The organism is Caulobacter sp., from assembly GCF_965279145.1.
Classification (GTDB): domain Bacteria; phylum Pseudomonadota; class Alphaproteobacteria; order Caulobacterales; family Caulobacteraceae; genus Caulobacter.
In genome coordinates this window covers 4,035,961-4,062,454 of the sequence record NZ_OZ257139.1, presented here as the reverse complement: position 1 = coordinate 4,062,454, position 26,494 = coordinate 4,035,961, and the positions used below count along the sequence as shown (strand labels likewise).

Annotated in this window: 27 protein-coding genes and 1 pseudogene; 18 read left to right on the top strand and 10 right to left on the bottom strand. The window is 65.9% G+C overall.

Annotated features, from left to right (window positions below):
• The 7 genes and pseudogenes from ACQY9P_RS18970 to ACQY9P_RS18940 form a co-directional block, all read right to left on the bottom strand.
• Positions 1 to 1,575, bottom strand: coding sequence for an alkaline phosphatase D family protein (locus ACQY9P_RS18970; protein ID WP_421737678.1), 1,575 nt, complete (start codon positions 1,573 to 1,575; stop codon positions 1 to 3).
• Between the two features lie 11 nt (positions 1,576 to 1,586).
• Positions 1,587 to 4,670 carry a TonB-dependent receptor domain-containing protein gene (locus ACQY9P_RS18965; RefSeq protein ID WP_421737679.1) on the bottom strand — a complete coding sequence of 1,028 codons (3,084 nt, stop codon included), beginning with the start codon at positions 4,668 to 4,670 and terminating at the stop codon, positions 1,587 to 1,589.
• Positions 4,671 to 4,882: 212 nt separating this feature from the next.
• Complete coding sequence (locus ACQY9P_RS18960) at positions 4,883 to 5,689, bottom strand: FecR family protein (RefSeq protein WP_421738295.1); 807 nt, start codon at positions 5,687 to 5,689, stop codon at positions 4,883 to 4,885.
• Between the two features lie 51 nt (positions 5,690 to 5,740).
• Positions 5,741 to 5,905: pseudogene (locus ACQY9P_RS18955) on the bottom strand (FecR/PupR family sigma factor regulator); the annotation flags it as partial.
• A 76-nt stretch (positions 5,906 to 5,981) separates the two neighbouring features.
• Positions 5,982 to 6,566 carry an RNA polymerase sigma factor gene (locus ACQY9P_RS18950; RefSeq protein WP_421737680.1) on the bottom strand — a complete coding sequence of 195 codons (585 nt, stop codon included), beginning with the start codon at positions 6,564 to 6,566 and terminating at the stop codon, positions 5,982 to 5,984.
• Between the two features lie 202 nt (positions 6,567 to 6,768).
• Positions 6,769 to 7,383: a peptidylprolyl isomerase gene (locus tag ACQY9P_RS18945; RefSeq protein ID WP_421737681.1), complete on the bottom strand. Its 615-nt coding sequence runs from the start codon at positions 7,381 to 7,383 to the stop codon at positions 6,769 to 6,771.
• A gap of 202 nt (positions 7,384 to 7,585) precedes the next feature.
• A complete protein-coding gene (locus ACQY9P_RS18940) occupies positions 7,586 to 10,111 on the bottom strand; it encodes a TonB-dependent receptor (protein WP_421737682.1) in 2,526 nt (841 codons plus the stop codon).
• A gap of 178 nt (positions 10,112 to 10,289) precedes the next feature.
• Between ACQY9P_RS18940 and ACQY9P_RS18935 the strand changes: the two genes are divergently transcribed.
• A complete protein-coding gene (locus ACQY9P_RS18935) occupies positions 10,290 to 10,925 on the top strand; it encodes a TetR/AcrR family transcriptional regulator (protein ID WP_421737683.1) in 636 nt (211 codons plus the stop codon).
• Here the strand turns inward: ACQY9P_RS18935 and ACQY9P_RS18930 are convergent.
• Entirely contained in the window at positions 10,922 to 11,743 is an 822-nt protein-coding gene (locus tag ACQY9P_RS18930) for a hypothetical protein (RefSeq protein ID WP_421737684.1), read from the bottom strand. The two genes, ACQY9P_RS18935 and ACQY9P_RS18930, sit on opposite strands and share 4 nt — an antisense overlap.
• Before the next feature lie 136 nt (positions 11,744 to 11,879).
• On the opposite strand from ACQY9P_RS18930, the gene ACQY9P_RS18925 reads away from it, so the two are divergent.
• The 17 genes from ACQY9P_RS18925 (at position 11,880) to ACQY9P_RS18845 (ending at position 24,494) form a co-directional block, all read left to right on the top strand.
• The gene (locus ACQY9P_RS18925) at positions 11,880 to 13,043 is read left to right on the top strand and encodes an acyl-CoA dehydrogenase family protein (RefSeq protein WP_421737685.1); all 1,164 of its coding nucleotides are present in this window, start codon (positions 11,880 to 11,882) and stop codon (positions 13,041 to 13,043) included.
• A gap of 201 nt (positions 13,044 to 13,244) precedes the next feature.
• Positions 13,245 to 13,583, top strand: a complete 339-nt coding sequence (locus tag ACQY9P_RS18920; RefSeq protein ID WP_421737686.1) for a hypothetical protein — start codon at positions 13,245 to 13,247, stop codon at positions 13,581 to 13,583.
• A 4-nt stretch (positions 13,584 to 13,587) separates the two neighbouring features.
• Positions 13,588 to 14,154 (top strand): 2'-5' RNA ligase family protein, encoded by a 567-nt coding sequence (locus ACQY9P_RS18915; protein WP_421737687.1) that lies wholly within the window; start codon positions 13,588 to 13,590, stop codon positions 14,152 to 14,154.
• A gap of 59 nt (positions 14,155 to 14,213) precedes the next feature.
• Complete coding sequence (locus ACQY9P_RS18910) at positions 14,214 to 14,570, top strand: ArsC family reductase (protein ID WP_421737688.1); 357 nt, start codon at positions 14,214 to 14,216, stop codon at positions 14,568 to 14,570.
• 120 nt (positions 14,571 to 14,690) lie between these two features.
• Entirely contained in the window at positions 14,691 to 15,356 is a 666-nt protein-coding gene (locus ACQY9P_RS18905) for an HAD hydrolase-like protein (RefSeq protein WP_421737689.1), read from the top strand.
• A 44-nt stretch (positions 15,357 to 15,400) separates the two neighbouring features.
• Positions 15,401 to 15,583 carry a hypothetical protein gene (locus ACQY9P_RS18900; protein WP_421737690.1) on the top strand — a complete coding sequence of 61 codons (183 nt, stop codon included), beginning with the start codon at positions 15,401 to 15,403 and terminating at the stop codon, positions 15,581 to 15,583.
• 102 nt (positions 15,584 to 15,685) lie between these two features.
• Positions 15,686 to 16,111: a hypothetical protein gene (locus ACQY9P_RS18895; RefSeq protein WP_421737691.1), complete on the top strand. Its 426-nt coding sequence runs from the start codon at positions 15,686 to 15,688 to the stop codon at positions 16,109 to 16,111.
• Complete coding sequence (locus tag ACQY9P_RS18890) at positions 16,111 to 16,626, top strand: RNA polymerase sigma factor (RefSeq protein ID WP_421737692.1); 516 nt, start codon at positions 16,111 to 16,113, stop codon at positions 16,624 to 16,626. The genes ACQY9P_RS18895 and ACQY9P_RS18890 overlap by 1 nt, the downstream gene beginning before the upstream one ends.
• Positions 16,623 to 16,913 carry a hypothetical protein gene (locus ACQY9P_RS18885; RefSeq protein ID WP_421737693.1) on the top strand — a complete coding sequence of 97 codons (291 nt, stop codon included), beginning with the start codon at positions 16,623 to 16,625 and terminating at the stop codon, positions 16,911 to 16,913. Before ACQY9P_RS18890 ends, ACQY9P_RS18885 begins: the two co-directional genes overlap by 4 nt.
• 135 nt (positions 16,914 to 17,048) lie before the next feature.
• Positions 17,049 to 17,405 carry a DUF6249 domain-containing protein gene (locus tag ACQY9P_RS18880; RefSeq protein ID WP_421737694.1) on the top strand — a complete coding sequence of 119 codons (357 nt, stop codon included), beginning with the start codon at positions 17,049 to 17,051 and terminating at the stop codon, positions 17,403 to 17,405.
• 28 nt (positions 17,406 to 17,433) lie between these two features.
• Positions 17,434 to 18,006 carry an RNA polymerase sigma factor gene (locus ACQY9P_RS18875; RefSeq protein WP_421737695.1) on the top strand — a complete coding sequence of 191 codons (573 nt, stop codon included), beginning with the start codon at positions 17,434 to 17,436 and terminating at the stop codon, positions 18,004 to 18,006.
• Complete coding sequence (locus ACQY9P_RS18870; RefSeq protein ID WP_421737696.1) at positions 17,999 to 18,379, top strand: hypothetical protein; 381 nt, start codon at positions 17,999 to 18,001, stop codon at positions 18,377 to 18,379. The genes ACQY9P_RS18875 and ACQY9P_RS18870 overlap by 8 nt, the downstream gene beginning before the upstream one ends.
• 103 nt (positions 18,380 to 18,482) lie before the next feature.
• A complete protein-coding gene (gene panB, locus ACQY9P_RS18865) occupies positions 18,483 to 19,310 on the top strand; it encodes a 3-methyl-2-oxobutanoate hydroxymethyltransferase (protein ID WP_421738296.1) in 828 nt (275 codons plus the stop codon).
• 168 nt (positions 19,311 to 19,478) lie between these two features.
• A complete protein-coding gene (locus ACQY9P_RS18860) occupies positions 19,479 to 20,225 on the top strand; it encodes a tetratricopeptide repeat protein (protein WP_421737697.1) in 747 nt (248 codons plus the stop codon).
• Entirely contained in the window at positions 20,222 to 21,655 is a 1,434-nt protein-coding gene (locus tag ACQY9P_RS18855) for a PQQ-binding-like beta-propeller repeat protein (RefSeq protein WP_421737698.1), read from the top strand. The genes ACQY9P_RS18860 and ACQY9P_RS18855 overlap by 4 nt, the downstream gene beginning before the upstream one ends.
• Positions 21,656 to 21,777: 122 nt before the next feature.
• Complete coding sequence (der, locus tag ACQY9P_RS18850) at positions 21,778 to 23,538, top strand: ribosome biogenesis GTPase Der (RefSeq protein WP_421737699.1); 1,761 nt, start codon at positions 21,778 to 21,780, stop codon at positions 23,536 to 23,538.
• Between the two features lie 20 nt (positions 23,539 to 23,558).
• On the top strand, positions 23,559 to 24,494 hold the full coding sequence (locus ACQY9P_RS18845; protein WP_421737700.1) for an MBL fold metallo-hydrolase: 936 nt from the start codon (positions 23,559 to 23,561) through the stop codon (positions 24,492 to 24,494).
• Positions 24,495 to 24,719: 225 nt separating this feature from the next.
• On the opposite strand, the gene ACQY9P_RS18840 is transcribed toward ACQY9P_RS18845, so the two are convergent.
• Both ACQY9P_RS18840 and ACQY9P_RS18835 read right to left on the bottom strand, forming a co-directional pair.
• Positions 24,720 to 25,469, bottom strand: coding sequence for an SDR family NAD(P)-dependent oxidoreductase (locus ACQY9P_RS18840; protein WP_421737701.1), 750 nt, complete (start codon positions 25,467 to 25,469; stop codon positions 24,720 to 24,722).
• Positions 25,470 to 25,477: 8 nt separating this feature from the next.
• The gene (locus ACQY9P_RS18835; RefSeq protein ID WP_428150724.1) at positions 25,478 to 26,494 is read right to left on the bottom strand and encodes a bile acid:sodium symporter family protein; all 1,017 of its coding nucleotides are present in this window, start codon (positions 26,492 to 26,494) and stop codon (positions 25,478 to 25,480) included.

Sequence of the window (26,494 nt, the reverse complement as noted above, 5' to 3'; positions counted from 1 at the left end):
TCACGCAAAGGAAAATCCGGGGCGGCGGCGATCAACGACAAGCTGCGCCACGGTCGAAAGCGCGCCGCCCGGCGCTGTGACCTTGTCGACAACCTTGACCTCCGTGCGCCAGATATCGCGTCCGACATTGAAAATCTGATAGCCGCGTCGGGCGTCAAAGAGCTGGCAATGGGGATTATTCGCCGGAACGTCCTTCCAGTCCTCGGCCATAATGAAGCCGTCGCTGCCGGAACTGATCGAGGAGGCAACGAACTCGGTAGCGACCGCCGCGCTGTCCAGCGCGCCAGCCCGGGCCGGCAGCACCCCAGCGTGGTGTTGATGCACGTCCCCGGTGGCGATCACCACATTGGTCAGGCCCCGCGACTGTATCGCGGCGACCAAGCGTTCGCGACTAGCGGGATAGCCGCTCCAACTGTCGGTATTCGCGCCGCCGGTCATGCCCTTGGCGGGATACGCCAAAGGCATGACCATTACCTGTTGGGCCAACAGGTTCCAGCGCGCCTCGCCGCCGAGCCCCTCCTCCAGCCAGACTGACTGGCCTTCGCCCAGGATGCTCGGACGGCTGGGATCGTTCAGTGGCAGGCAACCGTCAGGCGCCTTTGCGCCACAGATCTGGCCACTGCGGTACTGCCGAGTGTCGAGGACATGAAGGCGCAAAAGGTCGCCATAGTCGATTCTGCGATGCATGCGCACATGGCCTCCAGCGGGGAACTGCGCCCTTCGGACCGGCATGTTCTCGTACCAAGCCTGCAGGGCCGCGGCGCGACGCAAGCGGAACACCTCGCGTGGCGTGGCGTCTTGGTCGTCGTCGCCGGCCCAGTTGTTATCGACCTCGTGGTCGTCAAACGAGACGATGAAGGCGGCCGCGGCGTGAGCCGCCTGCAGGTCAGGGTCGGTCTTGTACTGAGCGTATCGCCGCCGGTAGTCGTCGAGCGAATAGAGTTCTTCGCCCACGTGCTTGCGGAAGCACACGCGCCCCTTGTCGGCGCTGCCCCACGCGACGGGGCACCCCTTACCCGCAGCCCCCTCGTAGATATAGTCGCCGTAGTGGAATATCGCGTCCAGGTCCGACTCCTCGCTCAGGTGGCGATAGGCCGTGTAGAGACCGGCCTCGTAGTGCTGGCAGCCAGCTACGCCGATACGAAGCCGGTCGGCTTGCGCGCCTGCTTCAGGCGCTGAGCGCGCGGTTCCCACGCGACTGGTCTCCGCGGCCGCGAAGAACCGGTACCAATACCGCGTCGCGGATTTTAGCCCCCCGATCTCGACATGAACCGAGTGGCCCAATTCCGGGCGCGCGAGTGTCTCACCCGACGCGACGATCCTGGTGAAGCCCTCATCCGCCGACACTTCCCAGCGCACCGGGATGGCGCGCATGGGCATTCCGCCGCCGAACTCCAGCGGGCGGTTCGCCAGCCGCGTCCAGATCACGAAACCGTCCGGCGCCGGATCACCGGAAGCCACGCCCAAGGTGAAGGGATCGGCGCCCAGGCCTTGCGACCAAACCGGTCCGGCGGACAGGCCCGTGACCAGCACCAGACCGCCGGCCTGAAGGAGGGCGCGACGCGCGATAGTCATCGGGCCCCGCCTCACTGGAAGCGCACCTTGACGCCAAGGAAGTACTCGGCCCCCAGCGCGTCGTAGGTCGACGGATAGGTGTTCGCCTGTTGCTGCGAGGCGCCGACGATCGGCGGGTCGATATCGAACACGTTGTTGACCCCGCCGTAGACGGACAGTCGCTCGCCCGGGACGTTGAAGTTGAACGAGATGTCGATGTAGTTGCGCGCGCCCATCGTCGGGGCCGCGAAGCTGGACTCCGGTGGCCCCGCGACGCCGCGACGGCGCGGGATCACGATCCGATCGTCCGTGACCTCACCGATGTAGCGATGTTGCAGCCGAAGCGACAACGGCCCGGTGTTCCAGCTGAGGCGTGCGACCGTCTTCAGGCGTGGGCGGGGGTCGCCGCAGGTCAGGCCAAAGGCGCCGACGCACGCGTTCACCTGATCCCGCAGATCCTGAACCGGGGTGATCGAGTATGATTCCAGCCAAGTGCCGCGCAGGTCGAGGTTCAACGCGCTGTCGGCGCTCAGCAGGCCAAAGCCCAAGGGGGTCTTCCAGGCCAGGTTGAAGTCGACACCAGAGGTCTTGAGCTTGCCGATGTTGGTGTTCGCCGCGAGCACGCTGTAGGGCGCCTCGATGCGGCCATCGGCCGGATTGCGGCGCACCGCCTTGCAGACCGCGCTGTTGGCGTCTTGAATCACCGAGTAGCACAGGTTGAAGATGCTGGTGACGCCGCCCGCGAGCGGAGCGATCGCGTCTTTCACCTGGATGTTGAAATAGTCGACCGACACCGACAGATCCGGAATGAAGCGCGGCGTGAGCGTGAAGCCGAGGCTATAGGTGTCCGAGGTCTCGACGGTCAGGTCGAGGTTGCCGCCGTAAAGCACGTCCAGCCGGTCGCCGCTTTGCAAGCTGGCGTCGCCCACCATGCCGGTCGGCACGCCGGTTGCGACGCAGAGCGCGCGCAGCTTGGCGTCCGTGGCCGCCGATGCGGCCGCGCACGGGTCGCTGGCCCGCGGACGGTCGGCCGACTGACCGCCGAACAACTCGCCGATGTTCGGCGCGCGAACCGCGTGCTGTGATTGTCCGCGCAGACGCAGATCCTGGATCGGCGCCCATTCCAGGCCGCCCAGATATGTCCAGACTCTGTCGGCGCCCGGGATGTCATAATGCGAGAAACGGAAGCCGCCGTTGGCGGTGACCGAACCGACGGGCGACTCCTTCGACAGGATTGGCGCGCGCGTTTCCCCGAACGCCTCGTAGACGTTCACCTTGCCCTTGGTCGGCAGGAAGCTGTCGAAGCCCACGCCATCGCCGCTGGCCAAGGCCGCGTCGGGCAGCGAGCGAGCGTAGGCCGAGCGCCATTCAAGGCCGAAGGCCACGCCCAACGGACCGGCGGGCAGGGCCAGCAGATTGCTGGAGACATTGGCCGAGGCGATGTGCTGGCGGCTGGTCGAGGGGTTGCTGGTGTCGATCGACAGCGCCTTGACGGCCTCGGCGGAGATGCCGCCCTCGCCGAAGATATTGACCAGCGGCTTGGCGCCGTTGCTGCTCAGCAGGCCCGCCTTGAGCTTGCTCAGCGAGACCAGATTGTTCAGATGAGTGACGCTGTCGGCCTGACCATAGAAGTACGAGACGTCGAACTTGTTGTCGCGCAGAAAGGTGTCGTTGAAATCGGGAAGCGAACCCCGAACGCCGCCGCCCACGCGATAGGTGTCACGCGTGACCAGCGCTTGGCGGGCGCCGAACTCCTGGAAGCGCCGGGCGATGCGCAGGTTGACGAGCCCGTCGTTCTTGCTGGCGCCGGTCTCCGACATGTCGAGCTGGCGGAAAACGTCCTGAATCGCCGACGAGACGTAAGGGTTGTTCACCCCGATCGGCAGGATCGTCGACAGGTTGCTCTCTGCAAGCTGCATGTCGACCTCGCTGCGATAGTAGGCGAACTCGCTGTAGGCGGTGATCTTGTCGGTGATGTCGAAATGACCGAAGCCTGACAGGCCATAGCGCTTGGCCGGAATGATCAGGTAGTTGAGCGGCGCGAAATTGTAGCGGTCGGCGGGATCTCTGTAGACACGCGCCGCCGATCCGGCGCCGTCGAAGGTGAAGCCCGCCGAGCCGATATTGGAGAGACCCGCGGCCGCCAGCGCCACCTTCAGGCCGGCCAGGTTCGCCGCGTTGAGCTGCGATCCGTAGGGGATGTTGGAAAAGCTGCCGTTGGGCGATTGCAGCGAACCGCGCGCGGTCAGGATCGGCTTGCCGGCGCTGTCGGCGCCATCGGTCAGCGCGAAGTTGGAGTATGCGCGGGCAGCCTGGCGCACGCCGTCGCGCTCGTAATAGTTGCTCGACAGCACGATGTTGCCGCGATCCTCGGCGAAGTTCGCGCCCCAGGTCAGGTCGAGGTTGCCGCTGCGTGCATCACCGCGAGTCGCACCGCCGACTTGGGCCTTGGCTTCGAAGCCCTCGAAGTCCTTGCGCAGAATGAAGTTGGTGACCCCGGCGATTGCGTCGGAGCCGTAGACGGCCGAGGAGCCGCCGGTCACGACCTCGACGCGCTCGACCAGCGCGGAGGGGATCGTGTTGATGTCGGTGACCTGGTCGATGCCAAAGAAGACGTAGCGCCGACCGTTGACCAGCACCAGATTGCGCGCCGTGCCCAGGCCTCGCAGGTCGATCTGGGCCGCGCCCGTGCCCGGATTGTTGGAGCGCGACGTCTGGCCGCCCGCGAACTGCGGCTCGCGCGTGAGGACATCTTCGAGCACCGAAGCGCCGCTTGCCTCGATCGCGTCACGACCGAGGGTCGAGACGGCCGTGGAGCTTTCCCGCGCCGCTCGCGCGATACGCGAGCCGGTGACGATGATCTCCTCTACCGTCTCGGCGGTGTCCGCCGAAAGCGGCGCGCCGTCGGCGGAGGCCGTCGGCGTCGGACGACGAGCCAGACGCAGCATGATCGTGCCGCCGGAGCGCTGCGCGACCTCGAGACCGCTGCCCGCGATCAGGCGACGCAGGGCTTCCTCGCCGGTGAGAGCGCCCTTGAGCGGCGCGGACGGGATCGTGGCGATCTGTTTGCTCGGAAAGAAGATCTGGATCCCGGCCTGCTTCGCGTAGGCGTTCAAAGCGCTGGGCAGAGGTTGAGACGGAATGTCGAAATTGATCGTTGAAATCTCACGCGTCTCGGCGCGCGCGGGTGTTGAGAAGGCGATGGGAGAAATAATGGTGGAAATAGCGCAAGCATAGAGCGCGTAATGCCGCGTTGTTCTATTTAACATGGAACCCCCAATGTTTTTCCGATCAAGAAAATCGGCTCTCATTGGGGAGACGGTTGGCGTTATAGTTGCCGCCAAATTTGGGAATTATTTTTTCTAGTCAGAAGATAGTTTTCGTTCGTGGTCTGTACATCGATATCCAGGATTTCCCGTAAGGCTTCCAGGAAGCTCGCGGGGTTGGTCGTGGTGAAGCGCCCCCCCACCCGGATACCGCCCAAGCTTGTATCCATGATGACAATCTTGGCCGACAGGTAGCGGTTGTACTCCTCAACGGCCGAGGTCAGAGGCTCGTCCTGGAACAGGATTTCGCCGTCCTGCCAGGCCAGGGTCGCGGCGACCTGCTGGCTTGATACGGGACGGACGCTCGCCGCCGTATCGGTCAGCAACAGGGTCTGGTCCTTGGCGGCCGCATCACGCAAGGATGACGGATCAGAAGTGCTACCCGGTTGAGCCACGCCGCTCAGGACCGTGACGTTCAGGGTTCCGGCTTTCAGCCGCGCGTTGAAACGTCCCTCCGACAGATCGGCGGTCAATCCCTCGCTGATCAACGCAAGCTTGGTCGCTCCGGGACGGACGTTCAGCGCGACCTCGCCGCGCTTGAGCCGAACGGCGCGGGTTTCCCGGTCGAACTTCCAGGCGACGGCGCTGTCGGTGTTGAGAATGAGCTCGCTGCCGTCCGGCAGCCGCAGAAGTCTGGTCTCGCCCACATCGGTCTTGGCGGCGCTCCAGGCGTAGGCTCGCGAGCCGATCAGACCGCCGCCCACCGCCAGGACCGCGCCGCTGGCGACCGCCGCGCGTAGAAGCCCTCGCCGGGAAGGCGCCACGGCCTCATCGGCTGCTCTTCGCCCGCCTTCGGGCCGTCCCGCCACATCCGCGAAGTCCTGGCACGACCGCACTCGCTCCCAAGCGGCCGAGGCGCGCGCGAAAGCTATGGCGTGCCTTGGATCGCGGGCGCGCCACTGTTCGAATTGGACGGAATCTGCAGTTCCCAGATCGTGCCGCGCGAGCCATTGGGCGGCCTCGTCGGCAATTGGATCTTGGTGAAATGCGCCTTGCGAAGATATGGGACGTCTCCCCGAAACCAAACGCGGAGGGCGTTCAAGAGATAAGATGCTTCAGGTGGAAAGAGCCGCCAAGCGACGGAGAAATATTTGTGCGACTTCAGCCGTTGGTCGCGTCGTCCCTGTAGGCGATGTCTTCCTCGGGTTCGTCGAAAACGAGCGCGCCGCTCCCTTCCGGCCCTAGCGCGCGCGACAGCAGCACCACGGCGCGCGCCAGGCGCTTTTCCATGGTCGACAGGCTAATGCCCAGTTCTCGGGCGATCTCGCGCGGGGGTTGGTTGTCGAAGCGACGGCGCACCAGAACGGTCCTGCAACGCTCCGGCATCGCGGCCAAGGCGTCCCCGATCCGCGCGACGAGTTCCTTGCCCGCGGCGACGCGAAACTGACAGGGGGCGTCGTCGACGAAGTTGGAATCGTCGATGTCGGAAATGCGCTGGAACGCGATGATCTTGGAACGGCGCAGCCGCTCGATCGATATGTTGCGCAACATACGCAGCACATAGTGGCTTGGACTCGTGATCGAGGCCCAGCCGTCCATCGCGTAGAGCCTAACATAGGCTTCCTGGACCAGGTCGTTAGCGGCGTCGATATCGCGCTCAAGCCGTCGAGCGACCTTCATGAAGCGCGCCTCGTGTGGCAGCACCTCGTCAATGAACCAGCGGTCTATCGGGCGTAAGGCGGTCATCGGACTCGGCGCGGCGTGCTGCGGCGCCCTTCTAGTCCGTGATTGTTGCGTGGCCGTGACGGCCGCGGGCAGTGCGCTGTCGGCGCCAAAGTGCGCTGGGTCGAGGGCCGCCGGAGATCCGAACGGTTGGCTAGGGGTTTGACGCGGGGAATAGTGTGTTGGGCAGGGCCGAGCCGTTGATGATCGAGTGGGATGGCGCCCGTCAGGACGAGCGCTTCATGCTGACGATCTGAACGGGCGGGTTGAGCATCTCGCCTCTCATGCCGGGCGTCAGCGCCGTACCCGTTGTCGGCAGGGCGAGGATCCTGCGCACCACGTCCAGGCCCTGGACGACTGTCCCGAAGGCCGCGAAGCCCTGATTGTCACCGGGCGCGCCCGGGTGAGCGTCCAGGAAGGGCGCGGGGCTGGCGCAGATGAAGAAGTCCGAGGTGGCGGTGCCCGGCGCATTGCGCGCCATCGAAATGGTCCCGGTCTTGTGCTTGAGGCCAGTTGTCCGCGTGCTCTCGTGCGCGATCGGCGCGAAGTGTCGGAAACGCGGCGCGGGGCCGCCCTGGATCGACCCGGCTCCAGGAACGCCTCGCTTGCGAGACGCCCGATAGATCGCGCCGCCATCATATTTGTGGGCGTCGACATAGCGCAGGAAGTTGGCCGAGGTGATCGGCGCCCTGTCGACTTCCAGCTCGACGATGATCAAGCCTTGAGCCGTCTGGATCGCGACCCTGGACTTGGGCGAGGCCGCCTGGGCGTAGAGCGGGCTGGCCGCCCACAATCCGGCGGCGCCCAGCAGGCTTCGGCGCTTGACCGTTACGTCGCTCATCTGTGTCCGTGCTCCCAAGCTCAAGACGCGCCGCGCCGAGGAGATCGCCGGCGCACCGTCCGGACCCTTCGCCGCATTCGCCAGCGCGCGACGGATATCGGCCATGGAACAAGATTTGTCGACGGCCCGAGCTGTCCCGGCTCCGTCGCCTGGAGGCAAGGACGCCGCGACCGCCGGATGGGGCAGGTCGCGGCGCTTTGGATCAGAACGTCTTGCGCAGGGTCACGCCGTAGGTGCGTGGCGCGCTCGGATAGCCGCTATAGCTGCCATCCTGGGCCACGGTCGGGAAGGTCGATATCAGGCTATCGTCCTTCGTGATGTTACGAACCCACAGCATCGCTTCCAGCTGGTGTTCGGCGCTGGTGACGCCGAGGCTGGCGTTGACGTTGTTGGAGCCCCAGGTCGACAGGTTCGGCGGGGTCGTCTCGGTCAGCTGAGTGTCGCTGGTATAGTCATATTCGGCCCGCAGATAACCGTTGTACCCGTTGCCAAAGTCGTGCGTGAAGGTCGCGGAGGTCGAAACGCTCCAGGTCGGGATGCCGGCCGGCTTGTCGCCCGTCAGGTTGCGGAAGTTGGGCCGCGTACCGGTCAGCGGGTTCACCGGGCAACGGACCGTGTCGTAGTTCACGCAGGCCGCACCGGCGAAGGAGTCGTACTTGGGGTCGAGATAGGTGACGGCGCCGGTAAGGGCCAGCCACGAGGTCGGGCGATAGGCGCTGTCGACTTCGAAACCGCGCACCGACTCCTTACCGGCGTTGACCAGGCTGTAGCCCAGGCCGGTAAAGGCGTTGGACTGGAAGCCCTTGATGGCCTGATCGAAGACCGCGAGGTTCATGTAGCCGCCCGGGAACTTGGTCTTCAGGCCAGCTTCCAGAACGTCCACGAGCTCGGGAGCAGCCGTGCGGCCCACGCCGTTGGCGTTCGGCGGACGGCTGTCCGACGACAGGTTAAAGGCGCCGGCCTTCCAACCCGTCGAATAGCTGACATAGGCGTTCACGGGGCCGAAGTCATAGGCGCCACGAACCGCGTAGGTGACCTTGTTGCCCTTCAGTTTGCCGGACTCGGTCGCGTTCGGGAAGTTGACCGGACCGTGGTTGGTGGTGTTGCCGTAGTAGAATTGCAGGCCACCCAACGCGCCATAGATGTTGCCGGGCAGACCCAGGGCAGCCAACTGCGGCACAGCCTGCAGGTTCAGTTTCGAGAACGCGTCGTACAGCACCACGTTCGATGCTGCGTCCTTCTTGTCGCTCAGATAGGCCAGACCGCCGGTGAACGTCAGGCGATCGGTGACCTTGTAGTCGGCCTGACCAAACAGCGAATAGGACGTCTGCTTCATCGTATAGTAGTCGTCGATGGCCGGTCCGGTCTTGAAATAGGTCGAACCCGGAACGATTGACGGCGTGACGAGGCTTTGCAGGAATTCCAGGGCGTAGATGTTGGAGCGACCCGTCAGAGCGGGGCGCAGGGTTGCGGGCAGGGCGCCCAGCAGGGCCGCCGGAACCTGACCGCTCAGGCCATCGGCATAGGCGCGGATATCGGTGCCGAAACTGATGGTCCGGCCCGTCGCCAGCTTTTCGTTCTGATAGAAGCCGCCGATCAGCCAGTTCAGCGGGCCGTCGCTCTTCGAGGCCAGGCGCAGTTCCTGGGTGAAGGTCTTGATGTTGTTGCCCAGGGCGTTGTTGGCCAGGTCGGCGCCGGTGAAGTCGACGTCCTGCAGGGATTCGCTGGTCTGCTTGCGATAGGCGGTGATCGCGGTCAGGGCGCCGAAGCCGAGATCATAGTCGAGCTGTCCCGACACGCCCTTGCCGACCAGGGCATTGCTGGGATCGGCGTTGAAATAGACGTTGCGGTCGAACTTGTTGGCGGGATTGCCGACGCGCTTGCCCAGGCCGAACGGAGAGGGCGCGGCGATGAACTGGGTCGCAGGACCATTTAGGAGCGACACGACCGCGCAGCAGATCTCGGTGATCTTGTTGTAATCCGCGATCACGCGGATCGAGGCCTTGTCGTTCGGAAGCCAGAGGGCGTCTGCGCGCATCGACCAGCGATCGCGATTATTGACGTCGTTGCCCGTAATGACGTTGGTGGCGTAGCCGTCGCGCTTGTTCACGCTGCCCGAGACGCGGAGGGCCAGCGTATCGCTGATCGGTCCGGTGATCGTGCCCTTGACCTGCTTGAGGCCGAAATTGCCGAGGCTGACCTCGGCTTTACCGCCGAACTCGAACTCCGGCTTCTTGGTCACGATGCTGATCGCGCCGGCCGACACGTTCTTGCCGAATAGGGTCGACTGCGGGCCGCGCAGGACTTCGATGCGTTCGACTTCGGGCAGATCGTCCAGGGCCGCCGATGACCGCGAGCGGTAGACGCCATCGATGAAGACGCCGACCGAGCTTTCGATGCCGTCGTTGCCGTTGCCGTTGCCGAAGCCGCGGATGACGAAGTTCGTCTGGCCGACCGAGTTGAACTGGGAAACCTTCAGCGAGGGCACCAGTGACTGCAGATCGATCAGGTCGCGGATCTGGGCCCGTTCGACGGCCAGCGCGCCGGTCACCGACACCGAGATCGGAACGTCCTGCAGTGTCTGCTCGCGTTTTGTGGCTGTGACGATGATCTCGTCGAGCGCCGTCGATGCGGCGGGAGCGGGTTGCGCCGCCTTGTCCTGCGCCAGGGCAGGGCCGCAGGCGATCAGCGCGAGAAGAGATGCACTCAGAAAATGGATGTTCCGCATGGTGGCCGTTTCCTCAAAGCTCGCGGTGCCTGTTTCGACACTTCGCGGTTGGGTAATATTTAGTAGGGCTCCGATATTTTAACACAAGTTAGAATTTTTAGCGGAGCCCTTGCTAACGCTACGGAACTGCCCAATATAATTTCACAGGTTTGTCAAATTTGAGTGGGATCGCGGTGTTTTGAAGGGCGGAGACCCTGTCGCGCTGGCCCAGGTCGAGGGGCAAAAGCCGCTGTCGCACAGCCGCAAGTCGGCCAAGAAGCGCGACGCCATTCTTCGCGCGGCGATCGAGATCATCAACGCCAAGAGCTTCGCGCAGGCCACGATGACCGAGATCGCGGCGACGCTAGATCTGCGCGACGCGGCCCTCTACTACTATTTCCCGAACAAGCAGGCGCTGGTCTATGCCTGCCACCTCAGCTCCCTCGAACGCTTCGAGCAGATCCTGGATGAGGCTGACCATGCGGGCGGGACCGGGGCCGCAAAGCTGCGGCGCTTCCTCGAGAACCTGCTGCATGACTCCGCCCGAAACGGGCCGCAGCTCTATTTCGGCGACTATTCCTATCTTGAGAAACCCCAGCGGGACGATCTGGACGCCTGGAGCGCTCGTCTCAGCGGGCTGCTGGAACAGCTCCTGAATCAGGGCATGGCGGACGGCTCGATCGTGCGCTGCGAGGCGGCTCTGGTGGTGCAACTGCTGCTGGGCATGCTGATCTGGCTGACAAAATGGGCGCCGACCGTGGAGGGCCTTACCGCGGATCGATTGATGACGGCCATCGGCGCGGTCACGCTCCAGGGCCTGGAACGCCGGATCTAGGTCTCGGCCCTGGCCGACATGGCGACCACGCCATCGCAACGGATCGCCTCATAGACGCCGGGCGCACTTCCGGGCGACAGCCGCACGGGTTGATCCGCGAACAACGGCGCGACAGCCCGGAATGAGAAGGTCTTAAGCGGCTGTTCCCGCGCGGCCAGGGAGGCTAGCTTCACGGCCGTGAACGGGCCATGCACGACAAGGCCAGGATAGCCTTCCTCGTCCCGCGCATAGGGCAGATCGTAGTGGATGCGATGGGCGTTGAAGGTCACGGCCGAGAACCGGAACAGGTCGGCTGGCCCGGGCGTCCACATCTCGCCCCCGTCGTTCGGGAGTGTCTCGATCGGGACGATCGCCGGCGTGCTGTCGCCGGCATCGCGATAGACGAGGGTCTGGCGCTCGGTCACGCAAGCGTGACCGTCCTGGGTGAGGACCCGGTCGACCTCGACGAACACCAGATCGCCCGACTTGCCCGCCCGGTGCTGAACAGCCGCGATCGTGAGCCTCAATTCGGCCGGGAGGCCCAGGGTCATCGACGCCTCGAAACGCATGGCGCTGGCGGCGAACATGCGTCGCGGCAGACTGACCGGCGGCAGCAGTCCTTTTCCCCGCCGGGGGTGGCCGTCGGGGCCGAGATCCTCCGCCCTGGCAGCGTCCAGGAAGAAGGCCCAGTGGGCCAGTGGCGGAAGCCGTCGCTCGACATCCAGGTCGCAGTCGACGGCCGCCGCGAAACGACGCACCGTCTCGACATCCAGCACCTGGCGACGGACTTCGCTGCGACCGACGTGGCGACGCCAAGTTTCAAGATCTTCGGGCGACATGTGCCTATTCGACGAAAATTACCGTCCGCCGTCCAGCGCCCGTTTGCTTTGACCCAACGTCACTGGATTAGCTCTGCGAAAGGCTTTGCGCCTTGGCCGGGGGGGCGAGGCAGGCTGGCCACATCGAGGAGTCCGCATGTCCAGCATTACAGACGAGAGCTTTCCGGAGATCCGCGAGTCGGTGCGCAGGCTGTGCGCACAGTTTCCTGGAACCTACTGGCAGGCTCTTGACCGGGATCGCACCTATCCGACCCGGTTCGTGCAGGCCCTGACCGAAGCGGGTTTCCTGTCGGTGCTGATCCCGGAAGCCTATGGCGGGTCGGGTCTTGGCCTGGGCGCGGCGATCGCCATCCTGGAAGAGGTGCATCGCTCGGGCTGCAACGGCGGCGCCTGTCACGCCCAGATGTACACCATGGGCACCCTGCTCAAGCATGGAAGCCAGGCCCAGAAGGCGCAATACCTGCCCAGGATCGCCACGGGCGAACTGCGACTGCAGGCGTTCGGCGTCACGGAGCCTGGGGCGGGAACCGACACGACCCGCATCGCCACGACGGCGCGCCTCGACGGCGACGCCTATGTGGTGAACGGCCAGAAGCTGTGGATCTCGCGGGCCGAGCATTCCGACCTGATGATCCTTCTGGTCCGCACCACCCCGCGCGATCAGGCCGCCAAGTCCAGCGACGGCATGAGCGTTCTGCTGGTCGATCTTCGGGAAGCCGTCGGGCAGGGGCTGACCATCCGTCCCGTGCGCACCATGCTCAATCACGCCACCACGGAACTCTTCTTCGAGAATCTGCGCGTTCCCGCCGAGAACCTGATCGGGGTGGAGGGGCAGGGCTTTCGCTACATTCTTGACGGCATGAACGCGGAGAGAATCCTGATCGCCTCGGAATGTATCGGCGACGGCAAGTTCTTCGTGGACCGCGCCAGCGCCTATGCCCGTGACCGCGAGGTGTTCGGGCGTCCCATCGGCCAGAACCAGGGCGTGCAGTTCCCCATCGCCCGAGCGCATGTGCAGATCGCCGCCGCCGAACTGATGGTGCAACGCGCCGCGGCCCTGTTCGACGCGGGTCGGCCCTGCGGGTCGGAGGCCAATATGGGCAAGCTGCTGGCCTCCGAGGCCTCATGGGCGGCGGGTGACACCTGCCTGCAGACCCATGGCGGGTTCGGGTTCGCCGAGGAGTACGACATCGAGCGTAAGTTCCGCGAGACCCGCCTCTATCAGGTGGCGCCCATCTCGACCAACCTGATCCTCAGCCACGTGGCCACCCACGTGCTGGGCATGCCCAAGTCCTTCTAGGGCTGGTTTCGGCCCCTAGTTTGCCGATCGTTCGGCTCCTTTGGCGATAAGAAACGGAACCCGTTCCGAGTCCGCTATTCGGCGCCCCTGCGTAAACAGGCTTGCGGTGAGGCGTGGGATCACTCCAACCTGCGCGCGACGGTCGCGCTTTGTCGCGCCGGCCAATCACAAAGACACCGCAGACGAGACGTCGGGGGAAGCATGAATTCGGAACAGGACAGCACGGCGGGTTCGAGCACGGCCGCGATTCTGGCGGCGGTGTCGGCGGAGATGTCGATCGCGGCGGAAGCCTGCGGCAAGCTGGACGACGCGCTGGGGCAGATGCTTCAGGCCGCGCCGCCTGAACAGCAGGCCCGCGTGATGCAGGAACTGCACATGGTCGATCTTCTGGCCCAGCATATCACGGCGGTGACCGACTTCACCCACCGCATCGCCCAGATCGCCTCGACCGAGGACCGTCTGGTCATCGAGGAAGCGCTCTCGGCGATCACCTTGGGCGCGGTCGCCGACCGCCTGCGGAGCAATCTGGCCAAGGGTTGAGACGATGGCCGCGGAACAGCTCTCGCTGCTGGGCTTCGAGGCCGCGCCGCGCGACAAGCACCTGATCCTGATGATCTACCTGGATCAGCAGGCTCGGGTCGCCGCGCGGGCCGCGGGGCGACGCTATCAGGCGGATCATCAGCTTGGCGGGGCGGTCTTCAATCCCGATCTGATGCACATCACGCTCGGGCATTTCGACTATTGGGATCAGGTGCCTCAAAGCCTGATCGACAGGATATCGCGGGCCGCCAGGCGGCTGGACGTCGCACCGTTCGAGGTTGCGTTCGACCAGATCGGCGGATTTCCAAGGAATGTCGTGCTGCGCGGCGGCGAGGGGCTTGGCGCTCTGGAAGCCTTTCAGGCCGGGCTGCGCCAGGCCCTGGCCTGGGAGAAGCTGGATAGCGCCAATCTGGCGTTCACGCCGCACGTAACGGTTCTGTACGGACAGCCTGGCGCCGTTGTGACGCCCATCGAGCCGGTGACCTGGACCGTCCGGGAGTTTGCCTTGGTGGTCAGCCATCAGGGCCAGGGGCGGCACGAGGTGCTGGCCCGTTATCCGTTGGCCGACTGACTTGCGCCCTGGCTGGCCGGGCGCTACCCGTCGCGGCTCAGTCAACCGGGGGCAGGGCGTTGAGCGTCACCATCTACGGCATCAAGGCGTGCGACACGATGAAGAAGGCCCGCGCCTGGCTCGACGAGCACGGCGTTGACTATCGCTTCCATGACTACAAGGTCGCCGGGATCGATGCCGCCAGCCTGGAGCGGTGGGTCGAGGCGCTGGGCTGGGAAACCGTGCTGAACCGAGCGGGGACCACGTTTCGCAAACTGGCTGACGCGGACAGGCAAGACCTGAACGCCGACAAGGCTGTCGCCCTGATGCTGGCCCAGCCCTCGATGATCAAGCGGCCGATGCTTGACGTGGACGGCAAGCTGACTGCGGGCTTCAAGCCGGAAGTCTATGCCCGCCTGTTCCAAAAGGCGGCCTGAAGGCCTAGCAGCTTTGCTGAAAGCGCGAGTCGGCCGACTTTAGGGCGACAAGCAGGGGCGAGCAGGGCTATTGCGACTAGTCTCGTCCATTTGAACACGAAGAGCGCAGGAAACCATCGCGTGGGAGCCCATCCCATCCCGTCGTATGACATGGTCATCTTTGACTTCGACGGCACGCTGGCCGACAGCGCGGCCTGGATGATCCGCGCCGTCAATCCGATGGCGCGCCGGTTCGGCTTCAAGACCGTCACCGACGACGAGATCGACATGCTGCGCGGACGCGCCACGCGCGAGGTCATCCGCTATCTGGGCATCTCGCCGTGGAAGCTTCCGATGATCGCCGCCCATGGCAAGAAGCTGATGGCGGCCGACAGCGACTCCATTCCGCTGTTTCCCGAGACCGAGGGCATGTTGCGGGCCCTGCACGACGCGGGTCTGCGTCTGGCGGTGGTCAGCTCCAACAGCGAGCGCACCATCCGCGCCGTGCTGGGGCCGGACCTGTCGAGCCTGATCAGTCAGTTCGCCTGCGGCGCCTCGCTGTTTGGCAAGGCGCGCAAGTTCCGGAAGGTCACCGCCGTTGTCTCGCGCGACAGGGTGATCTGCATCGGCGACGAGACCCGCGACATCGAGGCCGCCCGCGCACTGGGTCTGGCCAGCGGCGCCGTCACCTGGGGCGCGGCCAAGCGTTCGATCCTGGCTGAGCACCACCCGACCATCGTGTTTGAATCGCCGTCCGAAATTATTTCCCACCTGGTCGCATCCAGGACGCCTGTCGGCGCCGACTAGTCTTCAGAAGGCGCGAGAGGCTCGCGTTCGCTGGAGGGATTGTCGTGGAAGATCTGTTTTCCTCATTCTGGTGGCTGGTGTTTCCGACGAGCTGGATCGTGATCGGCGCGTGGCGCAACTGGCTGTCCTATTGCGCCGATCGCGACGCCGCCGATGTTCTGCGGACTTTTGCCAGCAATGGCCGCGAGCCGCCGGCGGAACTGATCGCCAGGCTGGGCCGGCGCTAGACCGAAATAATTCCGCCGTCCGCATCCAATCGCATCCGCGGCGGCGACTACTCACCGAGACCGACGCGCAAGTGCGCGCAGACCCACAAGGGGCCAAATTCGATGGAAGACCTGTTTCGTTCGTACTGGTGGCTGATCTTTCCGCTGAGCTGGTTCGTGTTCGGCGGCTTTCAGAGCTGGCTCTCCTACAAGGCCAATCGCGACACGCTGGACCTGATCAAGTCCTACGCGGCCAGTGGGCGTGAGCCCCCGCCGGAGCTGGTGGCTCGGTTGAACAAGCGCTGGAATGAAGATGACTATGACTACGATGATCGGCCGCGCCGGCGTCGCTATCGCGGTTATCGCTACAGCGGCGACCCGGTCTACAGGGTCGTCCTGTTCGGCGCCCTCTGCGCCGGTTTCAGCTATGCGGCCTTCACTGACATCTACGGCTCGGGCGACGCCTTTACGATCGTGGCCTTCGTGATGGGCGCGCTGAGCCTGGCCTCGCTGGTGTCGCTGGTTCTCAGCCGGGGTCCCAAGGTCTGATGGATGCGCCGCTCGTCAGGGCGGCGCGGGGGGGATCCCAGGCGGCGTTTTCACGACTGGTCGCGATCCACGAGAAGCCCCTGCGGGGGTTTCTGCGGAAGAGCGGCTGGATCGACGCCGATGACATCGCCCAGGACGCCTTCGTCGCGGCCTGGACGAGCCTGGGGCGGCTTCGCGCCGACGATGGCTTTCGCGCCTGGCTTTATGGCATCGCCTGGCGCAAGGCGCTGGACCACCGTCGCGCCGCCAGCCGTTCGGCCCGTCGCGACGAAGACTGGCGCGGCCAGGAAGCCCTGGAAGCGCCGGATACCGTCGCCGGGGAGGATCGGATGGCCCTTCAGGCCGCCCTGGATACCCTGCCGGAAGACCAGCGCGCCTGTGTCACCCTGTGCCTGGGCCAGGCCTGGACCCACGCCGAGGTCGCTCAGGCCCTGGGTCTGCCGCTGGGCACTGTGAAGTCGCATGTGACGCGTGGCCGTGAGAGACTGCTCGTCGTCCTGGGAGAACCGTCATGACGCCCGATGATCGCTTGTCCGCCTTTCTGGGGGAAACGCCCCCGCCCGCCACGACCGATGTCTTCGTGGCCGAGGTCATGGAAGCCGTGGAGCGTCGCGCGTTCCTTGACCGCCTGTTGGCCGCCGCCGCCGCCGCCCTGGTGCTGAGTGTGGTTCTTTGGGCCTGTTCGCCGGTCCTGAACCTAGCCGTCGACACCCTTGCGCCCACGCTGCTGCCAGCCGTTGGCATGCTGGTCGTCATACTGGCCCTGGCGGTGATGGGCGGCCGGTTGCTGTCCCAGGACTAGGGTTACGAAAGTTTCATCCCGCCGGGCGCCTCCAAACGAAGGTCCCGGCGCCTCTTATCATCAGAATGCGGCGCTGAGTGGACAGCGCCCCGCAAGAGGAATGTCGCCATGGATGAGGTCTGGATCCCTATCATCATGTTTCTGGTCATCGGTGCGATCTGCATCGTGCCGGTGTATCTGAAGAGCCGCGAGCGCATCGAGATGCAGTCGACCCTGCGCGCCGCGATCGACAAGGGACAGCCCGTTCCGCCCGAAGTGATCGAGGCCCTGACCCGCAACGTGAAGGTGGCTCCCACGTCGCTGAGCGACATGCGGGCCGGCGTGATCTGGCTGGCGATCGGCATAGGCCTGGCCGCGTTCAGCTACTTCGTCGACTTTGGCGACAACGACTTCCATTCGCCAGGCATCGGCATCGCCTGCATCCCGGCCGTGATCGGCCTGGCCTATATCGTTCTCAGCTTCTTCAACCCCAACAAAGCCAAGCGCGTCTGATCGCTGGACCTTGGGGAAGGGGGAAAGCATGTCCATGGACCGCCTGCCAACAGGCCACGATGTCGAGCTGGCCGCCCTTGCCGCGGCGGGCGACCGGCGCGCCTATGGCGAACTGGTCCGGCGTCACGGCTCGGCGATCCGGGGGCTGTTGCGCCGGATGGGCGCGGACTCGGCCACGGCCGACGATGTCGCCCAGGACGCCTTCCTGGCCGGGTTCGAGCAGGTGGCCGACTATCGCGGCGAAGGCGCCTTCGGGGGCTGGATCAAGCGGATCGCGGCGCGGCTCTACCTGCGCAAGGTCAAGCGGGAAGCTCGCGTGATCTTTACCGACGAGGCCCAGGATGGCGACGATCCCACGGCTCTGAATGAACCTCGGACCGCCAATCGCATCGATCTGGACGAGGCCCTGAAGGCCCTGTCGAGGGGCGAGCGGCTCTGCGTATCCCTTTGCTATGGGGGTGACTGGTCGCATGCCGAGGTCGCCGAGGCCTTGAACATCCCGATCGGCACGGTGAAATCCCATGTCAAACGTGGTTTGGATAAACTCCGGGTCCGACTGGCCCCACAGACGGAAGGCGCGAGGAGGGAAGCTCATGGCTGAACCCGATTTCGAAGCGCAGTTGACGCGACTCTACAGCGAGGCTCCGTCCTTTCCGGACGCCGAGCTTTTCGCCGCCCAGGTTGGAGCCAGCCTCGACCGGGGCTGGGCTATGCGGCGTGTGCTGATCGGCGGGGCGGGCGTCCTTGCGGGCCTGATCGCGGCGTTCCAGCTAGTCACGACACGGTTTTCGGCGGAGCTGCAGACCCTGTCGCATAACGGCACGCGCGATATCAGCGCCGACGTTGACAAGGTCATGACCCGTTTCAACCAGATCACCGCCACGTCCGCCAGCGTCGAGGCGCTCTGGTTGGCGGCCGGGCTGGCCCTCCTGGCCCTGGGCTTCGCGGTCACGCGGATGATGGAAGACTTCTGAACGAGCACGTCAGGAGTGATCATTGTTCATGTTGCGGCGGGGCGCTTTCTGACCGACAACAGCGCGCCCTCATGTCGCCGGGGGCCTGCTCTGGAGCATCGTTCTGTCCTCGCATCGTGAGGAGACGGTTCGCCGTCTCGCCGCCCCCGATATCGCCGCCCGCAAGGGTGGCGTGCCCATCGTCTGTCTCACCGCCTACACCGCCCCCGTCGCGGCGGCGCTGGACGAGGCCTGCGACCTGCTTCTGGTGGGAGACTCGGTGGGCATGGTCGTGCATGGCCTGCCCAACACCGTCGGGGTCACCATGGAGATGATGATCCTGCACGGCCAGGCGGTGATGCGCGGCTCTCGCCGGGCCATGGTCGTGGTCGACATGCCGTTCGGTTCCTACGAGGCCTCTCCCGAGGCCGCCTACGCCAACGCCGTTCGGATCATGAAGGAGACCGGCGCCCAGGCGGTGAAGGTCGAGAGCGGTCCCACCGTGCCGGCGACCATCGAATATCTGACCCAGCGCGGCGTGCCGGTCATGGGCCATGTCGGCCTGCGGCCCCAGGCGGTGCTGGTCGACGGCGGCTTCAAGGCCAAGGGCAAGGACGAGGCGGGCAGGGCGCTGATCCTGGAGGAGGCCCGCCGCACCGCGGATGCGGGCGCCTTCGCGGTCGTGGTCGAAGGCGTGGCCGAGAGCCTCGCGCGCGACATCACCGCCGCCATCGCCCCGCCCACCATCGGCATCGGCGCTTCGGCCGGCTGCGACGGCCAGATCCTGGTTACCGACGACATGCTGGGCCTGTTCGACTGGACGCCCAAGTTCGTGCGTCGCTACGCCAATCTGAAGGGCGAGATCGAACGCGCCGCCCGCGAATACGCCGACGACGTCAAGGCGCGCACCTTCCCGGGCGAGGCCGAGACCTATTACGCCAAGAAGGGCTAGCCGGCGCGCCTCGCGCCCGTTGCGGCTGGCCCGGACACGCTATAGGTTCGCCGCCTGCGCTGGCGGCCCCCCGCCGGCCACATTCTGTTGTAAACCATGCGCCGCCGCCGGCACTCACCGGCGCTGTCGTGTCAGGGCGTCTTCGGCGCCTGTTTCGGAGCCTCGTTCGTGGTCGATGTGTTTGACGAGGTCGAAGAGCAACTGCGCTCCGACCGTTACAAGACCCTCGCGCTGAAGGCGCTGCCGTGGCTCGGCGCCTTGACGGTGGCGGTCGTCATCGGCGTCGGCGGCTACTGGGGCTGGACCGCGTATCAAGCCAAGCAGTCGGCCGCAGCTTCGGAAGCCTACCAGGCCGCGCTGGAAACCATGGGCCGGGAGGGAACCGCCAAGGGTTTCCCGGCCATGCAGGCGATCGCCAAGGGCGGCGCGCCCGGCTATCGCGCCCTGGCCCTGATGCACATGGGCGGCATCCGCCTGGACGAGGGCAAGACCGCCGAGGCGGTGGCTTATTTCGATGAAGCGGCCAAGCTTTCGCACGATCCGGTGCTGGGCGATCTGGCCCGCCTCAAATCCGCCTTCGCGCTCATGGATACGGCCTCGTTCAAGGATATCGAAGCGAGGTTGACGCCGTTGGCGGGGGAAAAAAGTCCGTATCGGGTGAAGGCCAAGGAAGCCCTGGCGTTCGCCAAGCTTCAGGCCGGTGACACCAAGGGCGCGCGCGAGGACTTCACGGTCCTGGCCAACCTGCTCGACAACCCGTCCGAAGAGGTGCGCCAGCGCGCCCAGGCCGCCATCCAGCTGATCGACTCCGGGTCCGCCGCCAATCTGGCGGCGACGGTCAAGGCCGCCATCGCGCTGCCGCCGGCGCCCGCCATGCCGGCCCTCTCGCAAACCGCGCCCGCTGGCGCCCAATGAGCCGCTTCATGATTTCCAAGCGTTCTGTCGCGTTGATCGCGCTGATGTCCGCCGCCGTGACGGTGAGCGGGTGCTCGACGATCTCCAAGATCAATCCGTTCGACAAGTCGGATGAGAAGGCCAAGTCCAAGGCCACCCAGGGCCAGCGGATCTCGGTCATCGCCTTCGACCAGAAGGTCGAGGCCTCCGAGACTCTCAAGGGCACGGACTTCTTCCTGCCGGAACCCGCCGTTCAGACCGAATGGCGTCTGCCGGGCGGCAACGCCGAGCAGTCGGTCGAGCATGTCGACGCCGGCAAGGCGTTCGAGATCGCCTGGCGCAAGGGTTTCGGCCAGAAGGGCAACCGCAAGTTCCACATCACGGCGCCGCCCGTGGCCAGCGCCAGCCATATCTATGTGATGGACGGCGAGTCGACCGTGTCGTCGCTCGACATCCAGAGCGGCTCTGTGGAATGGCGCAAGGATCTGCGCCCCTCGGCCGGTCCGAGCGGCAAACGCGGCATGTTTGGTTTCGGCGGCGCCAAGAACGATCGCCTCGGCTTCGGCGGCGGTCTGGCCCTGGGCCCCGACGACAAGCTCTATGTCTCGTCCGGCTTCCGCTTCGTGGCCCAACTGGATGGCAAGACCGGCGCTGAAGGCTGGCGACAGACGACGGCCACGCCCGTCCACGCCGCCCCGACGGTCGTCGATGGTCGCGTGTTCGTGGTTTCGACCGACAACGAACTCCTGACCTACGCCGCCGCCTCGGGCGCGCCGGGCTGGACCTATCAGGCCCTGATCGAGCCGGCCCGCATCCTGTCGGCCCCCAGCTCCGCCGTCAGCGGCGACACGGTCGTCACCGGCTTCGCCTCGGGCGAGCTGGTCGCCCTGCGCGCCTCGAACGGCAATGACCTGTGGAGCGAGGCGCTGTCGCGCGCCAGCCGCACCAACGCCTTGTCCGAGATCCGCGACATTCCCGGCCGGCCGGTGATCTACAAGGGCGACGTCTTCGCCGTCAGCCACTCGGGCGTGTTCACCGCCACCGACCTGCGCACCGGCCAGGCGCGCTGGAGCCTGCCGGTCACCGGAATCACCAGCCCCTGGGCCGCCGGCGACGTCGTCTTCGTGATCGACAAGGCCGGCCAGGTGATGTGCGTGGCCCGCGAAAGCGGCTCGATCTACTGGATCCGCGACCTCAACGAGGGCCTGGGCCAGACCAAGCGTCAGAAGAAGAAGCTCGCCAAGCACCCGCGTCTGTGGTCGACCCCGATCCTGGCCTCGGGCCGTCTGATCACGGTGTCCAGCGACGGCCAGGCCGTGGCCCTGAACCCCAAGACCGGGGCGGCGGAAAAGACCCTGAAGATCGGCGCGCCGGTTCTGCTGTCGCCGATCGCGGTCGGCAGCATGATCTATCTGGTGACCGATGACGCTCAGGTCGTCGCCATCCGCTAAAGACTTTCGGCGGGCTTTTCGGCCCGTTGACCATCAACCAGACGTTCCCGAGACCCGGGTCGGCGCAAGCCGGCCCGGGTCGTCGCTTTGCGGGAACGGGAAAAATCGACTACTGCAAACCCATGCCTTTGAAACTCGCTATCGTCGGCCGCCCCAACGTGGGCAAGTCCACGCTGTTCAATCGTCTCGCCGGTAAGAAGCTGGCGATCGTTGATGACCAGCCGGGGGTCACCCGTGACCGCCGGTACGCCTCCGGTCGCCTCGGCGATCTGGACCTCGAACTGATCGACACCGCCGGCTTCGAGGACGTCTCGGACGAAAGCCTGGAAGCGCGCATGCGCGCCCAGACCGAACTGGCCGTCGAGGAAGCCGACGTCTCGCTGTTCATCTACGACGCCCGCGAGGGCGTGACGCCGCTGGACGAGGTGTTCGCCACCCTGCTGCGCCGTCGCGGCAAGCCGGTGATCATCGCCGCCAACAAGGCCGAGGGTAAAGCGGGGCAGTCCGGGATCGGCGAGGCCTACAAGCTGGGTCTGGGCGAACCGATCCCGATCTCGGGCGAGCACGGCGAAGGCATGGCCGAGCTCTACGCCGCCATGCTGGCCGCCTTCCCGGAAGACCAGTATTCCGAGGAAGAGGACGACGACGACAAGCCGATCCGCATCGCCATCGTCGGTCGCCCCAACGCCGGCAAGTCGACCCTGGTCAACCGCCTGATCGGCGAGCAACGCCTGCTGACCGGTCCCGAGGCCGGCATCACCCGCGACTCGATCTCGGTCGACTGGCTGTGGGATGGTCGCAAGGTCCGGCTGGTCGACACCGCCGGCCTGCGCAAGAAGGCCAAGGTTCAGGAGAAGCTGGAAAAGCTCTCCACCCAGGACTCGATCCGCGCCGTCACCTTCGCCGAGGTGGTGCTGCTGGTGATGGACGCCACCCACCCCTTCGAGGTCCAGGATCTGCAGATCGCCGACCTGACCGAACGGGAAGGGCGGGCGCTGGTCTTCGTCCTGGCCAAGTGGGACCTGGTCGAGGATCCCGTGGCCCAGCTGAAGGATTTCCGCGAGCACGCCGAGCGCATGCTGCCCCAGCTGCGCGGCGCGCCGGTGGTGGCGCTGTCGGGCGAAACCGGCAAGGGCATCGAAAAGCTGATGCCGGCCGTGATGAAGATCCACAAGGACTGGGCGACCAAGGTCAAGACGCGCGACCTGAACGACTGGCTGCAGATGGCCATGCAGCGCCACCCGCCGCCCACCGTCAGCGGCAAGCGCATCAAGCCCAAGTACATGGCCCAGACCAAGGCCCGCCCGCCGACCTTCGTGCTGTTCTCCAGCCGCGCCGACCAGATGCCCGAGCAGTATCGGCGCTACCTGATCAACAGTCTGCGCGAGAGCTTCGACCTGCCGGGGGTGCCGCTGCGCATCACCATCAAGTCGGGCGCCAACCCCTATGCCGATGGTGAGGCCAAGGGCCACAGCGGTCGCGGCAAGCGCGAATTCGAACGCCGTGAGCGCGAGGAGGAACGCATCCGCGCCTCGCGCAACACGGTCAAGAAATCCAAGCGCATCGCCGACGAGGCCGCCGCCGCCGCGGCTGCCGCAGCCGGCCTGCCGCCACCGGAGAAGGCGCCGGTGAGGGGCCCGAAGAAGCCCGTCAAGGCCGAGGCCAAGACCACCAGCGCCGCCACGGCGCCCGCCGCCGAACCCGGCAAGGCCGCCGTCAAGTCGATCAAGAAGCAGGGGCCTCGCGCGCAGAAGAAGGTCTCGACCACGCCCAGCTACAAGGTCGGCTTCAAGGCCGCCGGCGGCAAGGCGGCCGCGCCCAAGCGTCCCGTTGCGGGTTCGAATATCGTGCGCGGCAACAAGGCCAAGCCCAAGGGCAAGTAGGGGCGAGGGAGCCAGGGGTCATGTCACTGGATCGCAGAAATTTGCTGTCCCGGGGCGTGGCGCTTGGCGCCGCCGCGCTTTTGGCCGGCGGCCTTCCGGCGCAGGCCGCCACGGAGAGCCGGCTGATCCTGCTGGGCACCGCTGGCGGACCCACGCCCAAGAAGAACCGCTCGGCCCCCGCCCAGGCGATTGTCGTCAATGGCGCGACCTATGTCATCGACTGCGGTGACGGCGTCGCGCGCCAGATCGTCTCGGCGGGGCTGAAGCTGGGCTCGATCCGCGACGTCTTCATCACCCACCATCACTCCGACCACAACGCCGACTATGGCAACCTGCTGCTGCTGGCCTGGGCCGCCGATCTGGATCACCGGGTCGACACCTATGGTCCGCCGCCCCTGGCGGCCATGACACGACAGTCGCTGGCGCTGAACGCCTTCGACATCCAGACCAGAATCGCCGACGAGGGCCGTCCGCCGCTGGGGCCGCTGATCCATCCGCACGAGATCACTGGGCCGGGCCTTGTGATGCAGGACGCCAATGTGAAGGTGACGGCCGCCCTGGTGCGTCACCCGCCGGTCGCGCCGGCCTTCGCCTATCGTTTCGACACGGCCGACCGCTCGATCGTCATTTCCGGAGACACCGCGCCGTCCGAAGCTCTGATCGCCCTGGCGAAGGGAGCGGACGTGCTGGTCCACGAGGTTCTGTACCTGCCGGCGATGGAGGCGCTGCTGGCCACCGAGCCCAACGCCACCCGCCTGAAGGATCATCTGCTGGCCAGTCACACCACCACTGAACAGGTGGGAAAGATTGCCACCGCGGCCGGCGTGAAGACGCTGGTGCTCTCGCACTTCGTGCCCGGCGGCTATCCCTTCATCGAAGATCGCGTCTGGCTGGAAGCCGTGCGCGCCCATTTCGCGGGCGAGATCATCGTCGGCCGCGACCTGCTGGAGATTTGAGCGCGCACGTCGCGGAACGTTGGTTTTTCAGTCTCGTTCGCGCCGCCTTCAGGCTGCAATCAGCCTGGCGGTCTCCATGTTTCGTACAAGCGTAGCCCGCGTCAGCGGACCCGGGGACGGCCCCATCCGGTCTATATCTTCAGCAGCTCTCGGTGATCCCGATCGGTCAGAGCGAGGCGTGGATGTCCGTCGCCCGCTCGGTCCAACACCTGGCCCCGTGATCCGCTAGCCGAGGCTGGGCGATTCCTGACCGCGATCCTTGAAGCGCGCCACGCCCTTGGCGGGCGCGCGATCAGGGCGCACCAGATCGACGATGTAGGGCGCGATGGTCTCGGGCGCCGGCACGGTCATGGGATCCTCACCGGGGAAGGCGCCTGAGCGCATCTTGGTGCGCATCGCGCCAGGATCGACGCAGAAGGCCCGAACCGTGGTGTTCTCCATCTCGTCGGCATAACAGTCGACAATGGCTTCCAGGCCCGCCTTGGAGGCCGCGTAGCCGCCCCAGAAGGCCGGATGGGTCCTGGCGACGCTGCTGGTGAGGAAAAGGGCCCTGCCGGCGTCCGAAGCGCGCAGCAGAGGATCCATGGCGCGGATCAGCCGCCAGTTGGCCGTCAGGTTGGTGGACAGGATCATGTCCCAGCCCTTGGGGTCGAGGTGACCCACCGGGGTGAGAGCGCCCAGCACGCCGGCCGCGCCGACCAGGATGTCCAGCTTGCCCCAGCGCTGGTGCAGGGCCGCGCCCAGCTGGTCCAGACCGTCGGCTTCGCGCAGGTCCATGGGCACCAGCGTGGCATGCTCGCCGGTGGCGGCGAAGATGGCGTCGTCCAGGGCCTCGAGCGCGCCCTGGGTGCGTCCGATGGCCACGATATGGGCGCCGGCCTCGGCCAGGCCCTGGGCGATCGCCGCCCCGATGCCGCGCGTCGCGCCGGTGACCAGGGCCACGCGGCCCGCGAGCGGTTTTGCTGAAGAATCCATGGGGGCTTTTAGCGGGCGGCGGAGGGTTCTTGAACCCCGTCCGTGACATCATCGGCCGGACGCTTGGCGTAATGCTGCGCCAGGATCGAGCAGGCCATCAACTGGATCTGGTGGAAGATCATCAGCGGCAGCACCAGCACGCCAGCCGTGGCTCCCGGGAACAGGATGCCGGCCATCGGCACGCCGGTGGCCAGGCTCTTCTTGGAGCCGCAGAACACGATGGCGATCTCGTCGGCCTTTGAAAAGCCGAGGGCGCGCGCGCCGAGGGTCGTGGCGATCATCACGACCGCCAGCAGCACGCCACAGACGACCAGCAGCGTCACCAGTTCCAGCGGCGAGACCCGCTTCCACAGGCCGCCCACCACTGCGGCGCTGAAGGCCGAATAGACCACCAGCAGGATCGAGCCGCGATCAACATAGCCGATCAGCGGCTTGTGCTTCTCGATCCAGCCGCCCACGACGGGACGCGCCAGCTGGCCGGCGATGAACGGCAGCAGCAGTTGGACGATGATGTCCTGGATCGATTTCCAGTCGCCCGCGCCGCCGGTCTTGTGCATCAGCAGGCTGACCAGGACCGGCGTCAGGAAGATGCCCAGCAGGTTCGACGCCGAGGCGGCGCAGACGGCGGCCGCGACGTTGCCTCGGGCGATCGAGGTGAAGGCGATCGAGGACTGCACCGTCGAGGGCAGGCACGCGAGGAACACCATGCCCGCCGCCATGGTCGGCGACAGGACGCCGCTCTTGCTGACCGCCAGGCCCAGGATCGGGAACATCACGAAGGTGAAGGCCAGGATCGTCAGGTGCAGGCGCCAGTGGGTGATCCCGGCGATGACCGCTTCACGCGACAGCTTGGCGCCGTGCAGGAAGAACAGCAGGGCGATGGCCAGCTTGACCACCACGCCCAGGACCGCCGCGACCTGACCATGCACCGGCAGAATGGAGGCCAGCACCACCATGCCGATCAGGGCCAGGATGTAGCCGTCGATCTTCAGGCTGGAGAGAAGTTTGGAAACAGGATTGGTCAC

Coding starts and splice junctions, on each gene's coding strand:
- ACQY9P_RS18845 (WP_421737700.1), top strand. CDS start 23,559: ATGTCACTGGATCGCAGAAATTTGCTGTCCCGGGGCGTGGCGCTTGGC.
- ACQY9P_RS18930 (WP_421737684.1), bottom strand. CDS start 11,743: ATGTCGCCCGAAGATCTTGAAACTTGGCGTCGCCACGTCGGTCGCAGC.
- ACQY9P_RS18855 (WP_421737698.1), top strand. CDS start 20,222: ATGAGCCGCTTCATGATTTCCAAGCGTTCTGTCGCGTTGATCGCGCTG.
- ACQY9P_RS18970 (WP_421737678.1), bottom strand. CDS start 1,575: ATGACTATCGCGCGTCGCGCCCTCCTTCAGGCCGGCGGTCTGGTGCTG.
- ACQY9P_RS18925 (WP_421737685.1), top strand. CDS start 11,880: ATGTCCAGCATTACAGACGAGAGCTTTCCGGAGATCCGCGAGTCGGTG.
- ACQY9P_RS18915 (WP_421737687.1), top strand. CDS start 13,588: ATGGCCGCGGAACAGCTCTCGCTGCTGGGCTTCGAGGCCGCGCCGCGC.
- ACQY9P_RS18875 (WP_421737695.1), top strand. CDS start 17,434: ATGTCCATGGACCGCCTGCCAACAGGCCACGATGTCGAGCTGGCCGCC.
- ACQY9P_RS18945 (WP_421737681.1), bottom strand. CDS start 7,383: ATGAGCGACGTAACGGTCAAGCGCCGAAGCCTGCTGGGCGCCGCCGGA.
- ACQY9P_RS18920 (WP_421737686.1), top strand. CDS start 13,245: ATGAATTCGGAACAGGACAGCACGGCGGGTTCGAGCACGGCCGCGATT.
- ACQY9P_RS18950 (WP_421737680.1), bottom strand. CDS start 6,566: ATGACCGCCTTACGCCCGATAGACCGCTGGTTCATTGACGAGGTGCTG.
- ACQY9P_RS18840 (WP_421737701.1), bottom strand. CDS start 25,469: ATGGATTCTTCAGCAAAACCGCTCGCGGGCCGCGTGGCCCTGGTCACC.
- ACQY9P_RS18940 (WP_421737682.1), bottom strand. CDS start 10,111: ATGCGGAACATCCATTTTCTGAGTGCATCTCTTCTCGCGCTGATCGCC.
- ACQY9P_RS18885 (WP_421737693.1), top strand. CDS start 16,623: ATGACGCCCGATGATCGCTTGTCCGCCTTTCTGGGGGAAACGCCCCCG.
- ACQY9P_RS18890 (WP_421737692.1), top strand. CDS start 16,111: ATGGATGCGCCGCTCGTCAGGGCGGCGCGGGGGGGATCCCAGGCGGCG.
- der (WP_421737699.1), top strand. CDS start 21,778: ATGCCTTTGAAACTCGCTATCGTCGGCCGCCCCAACGTGGGCAAGTCC.
- ACQY9P_RS18895 (WP_421737691.1), top strand. CDS start 15,686: ATGGAAGACCTGTTTCGTTCGTACTGGTGGCTGATCTTTCCGCTGAGC.
- ACQY9P_RS18870 (WP_421737696.1), top strand. CDS start 17,999: ATGGCTGAACCCGATTTCGAAGCGCAGTTGACGCGACTCTACAGCGAG.
- ACQY9P_RS18880 (WP_421737694.1), top strand. CDS start 17,049: ATGTTTCTGGTCATCGGTGCGATCTGCATCGTGCCGGTGTATCTGAAG.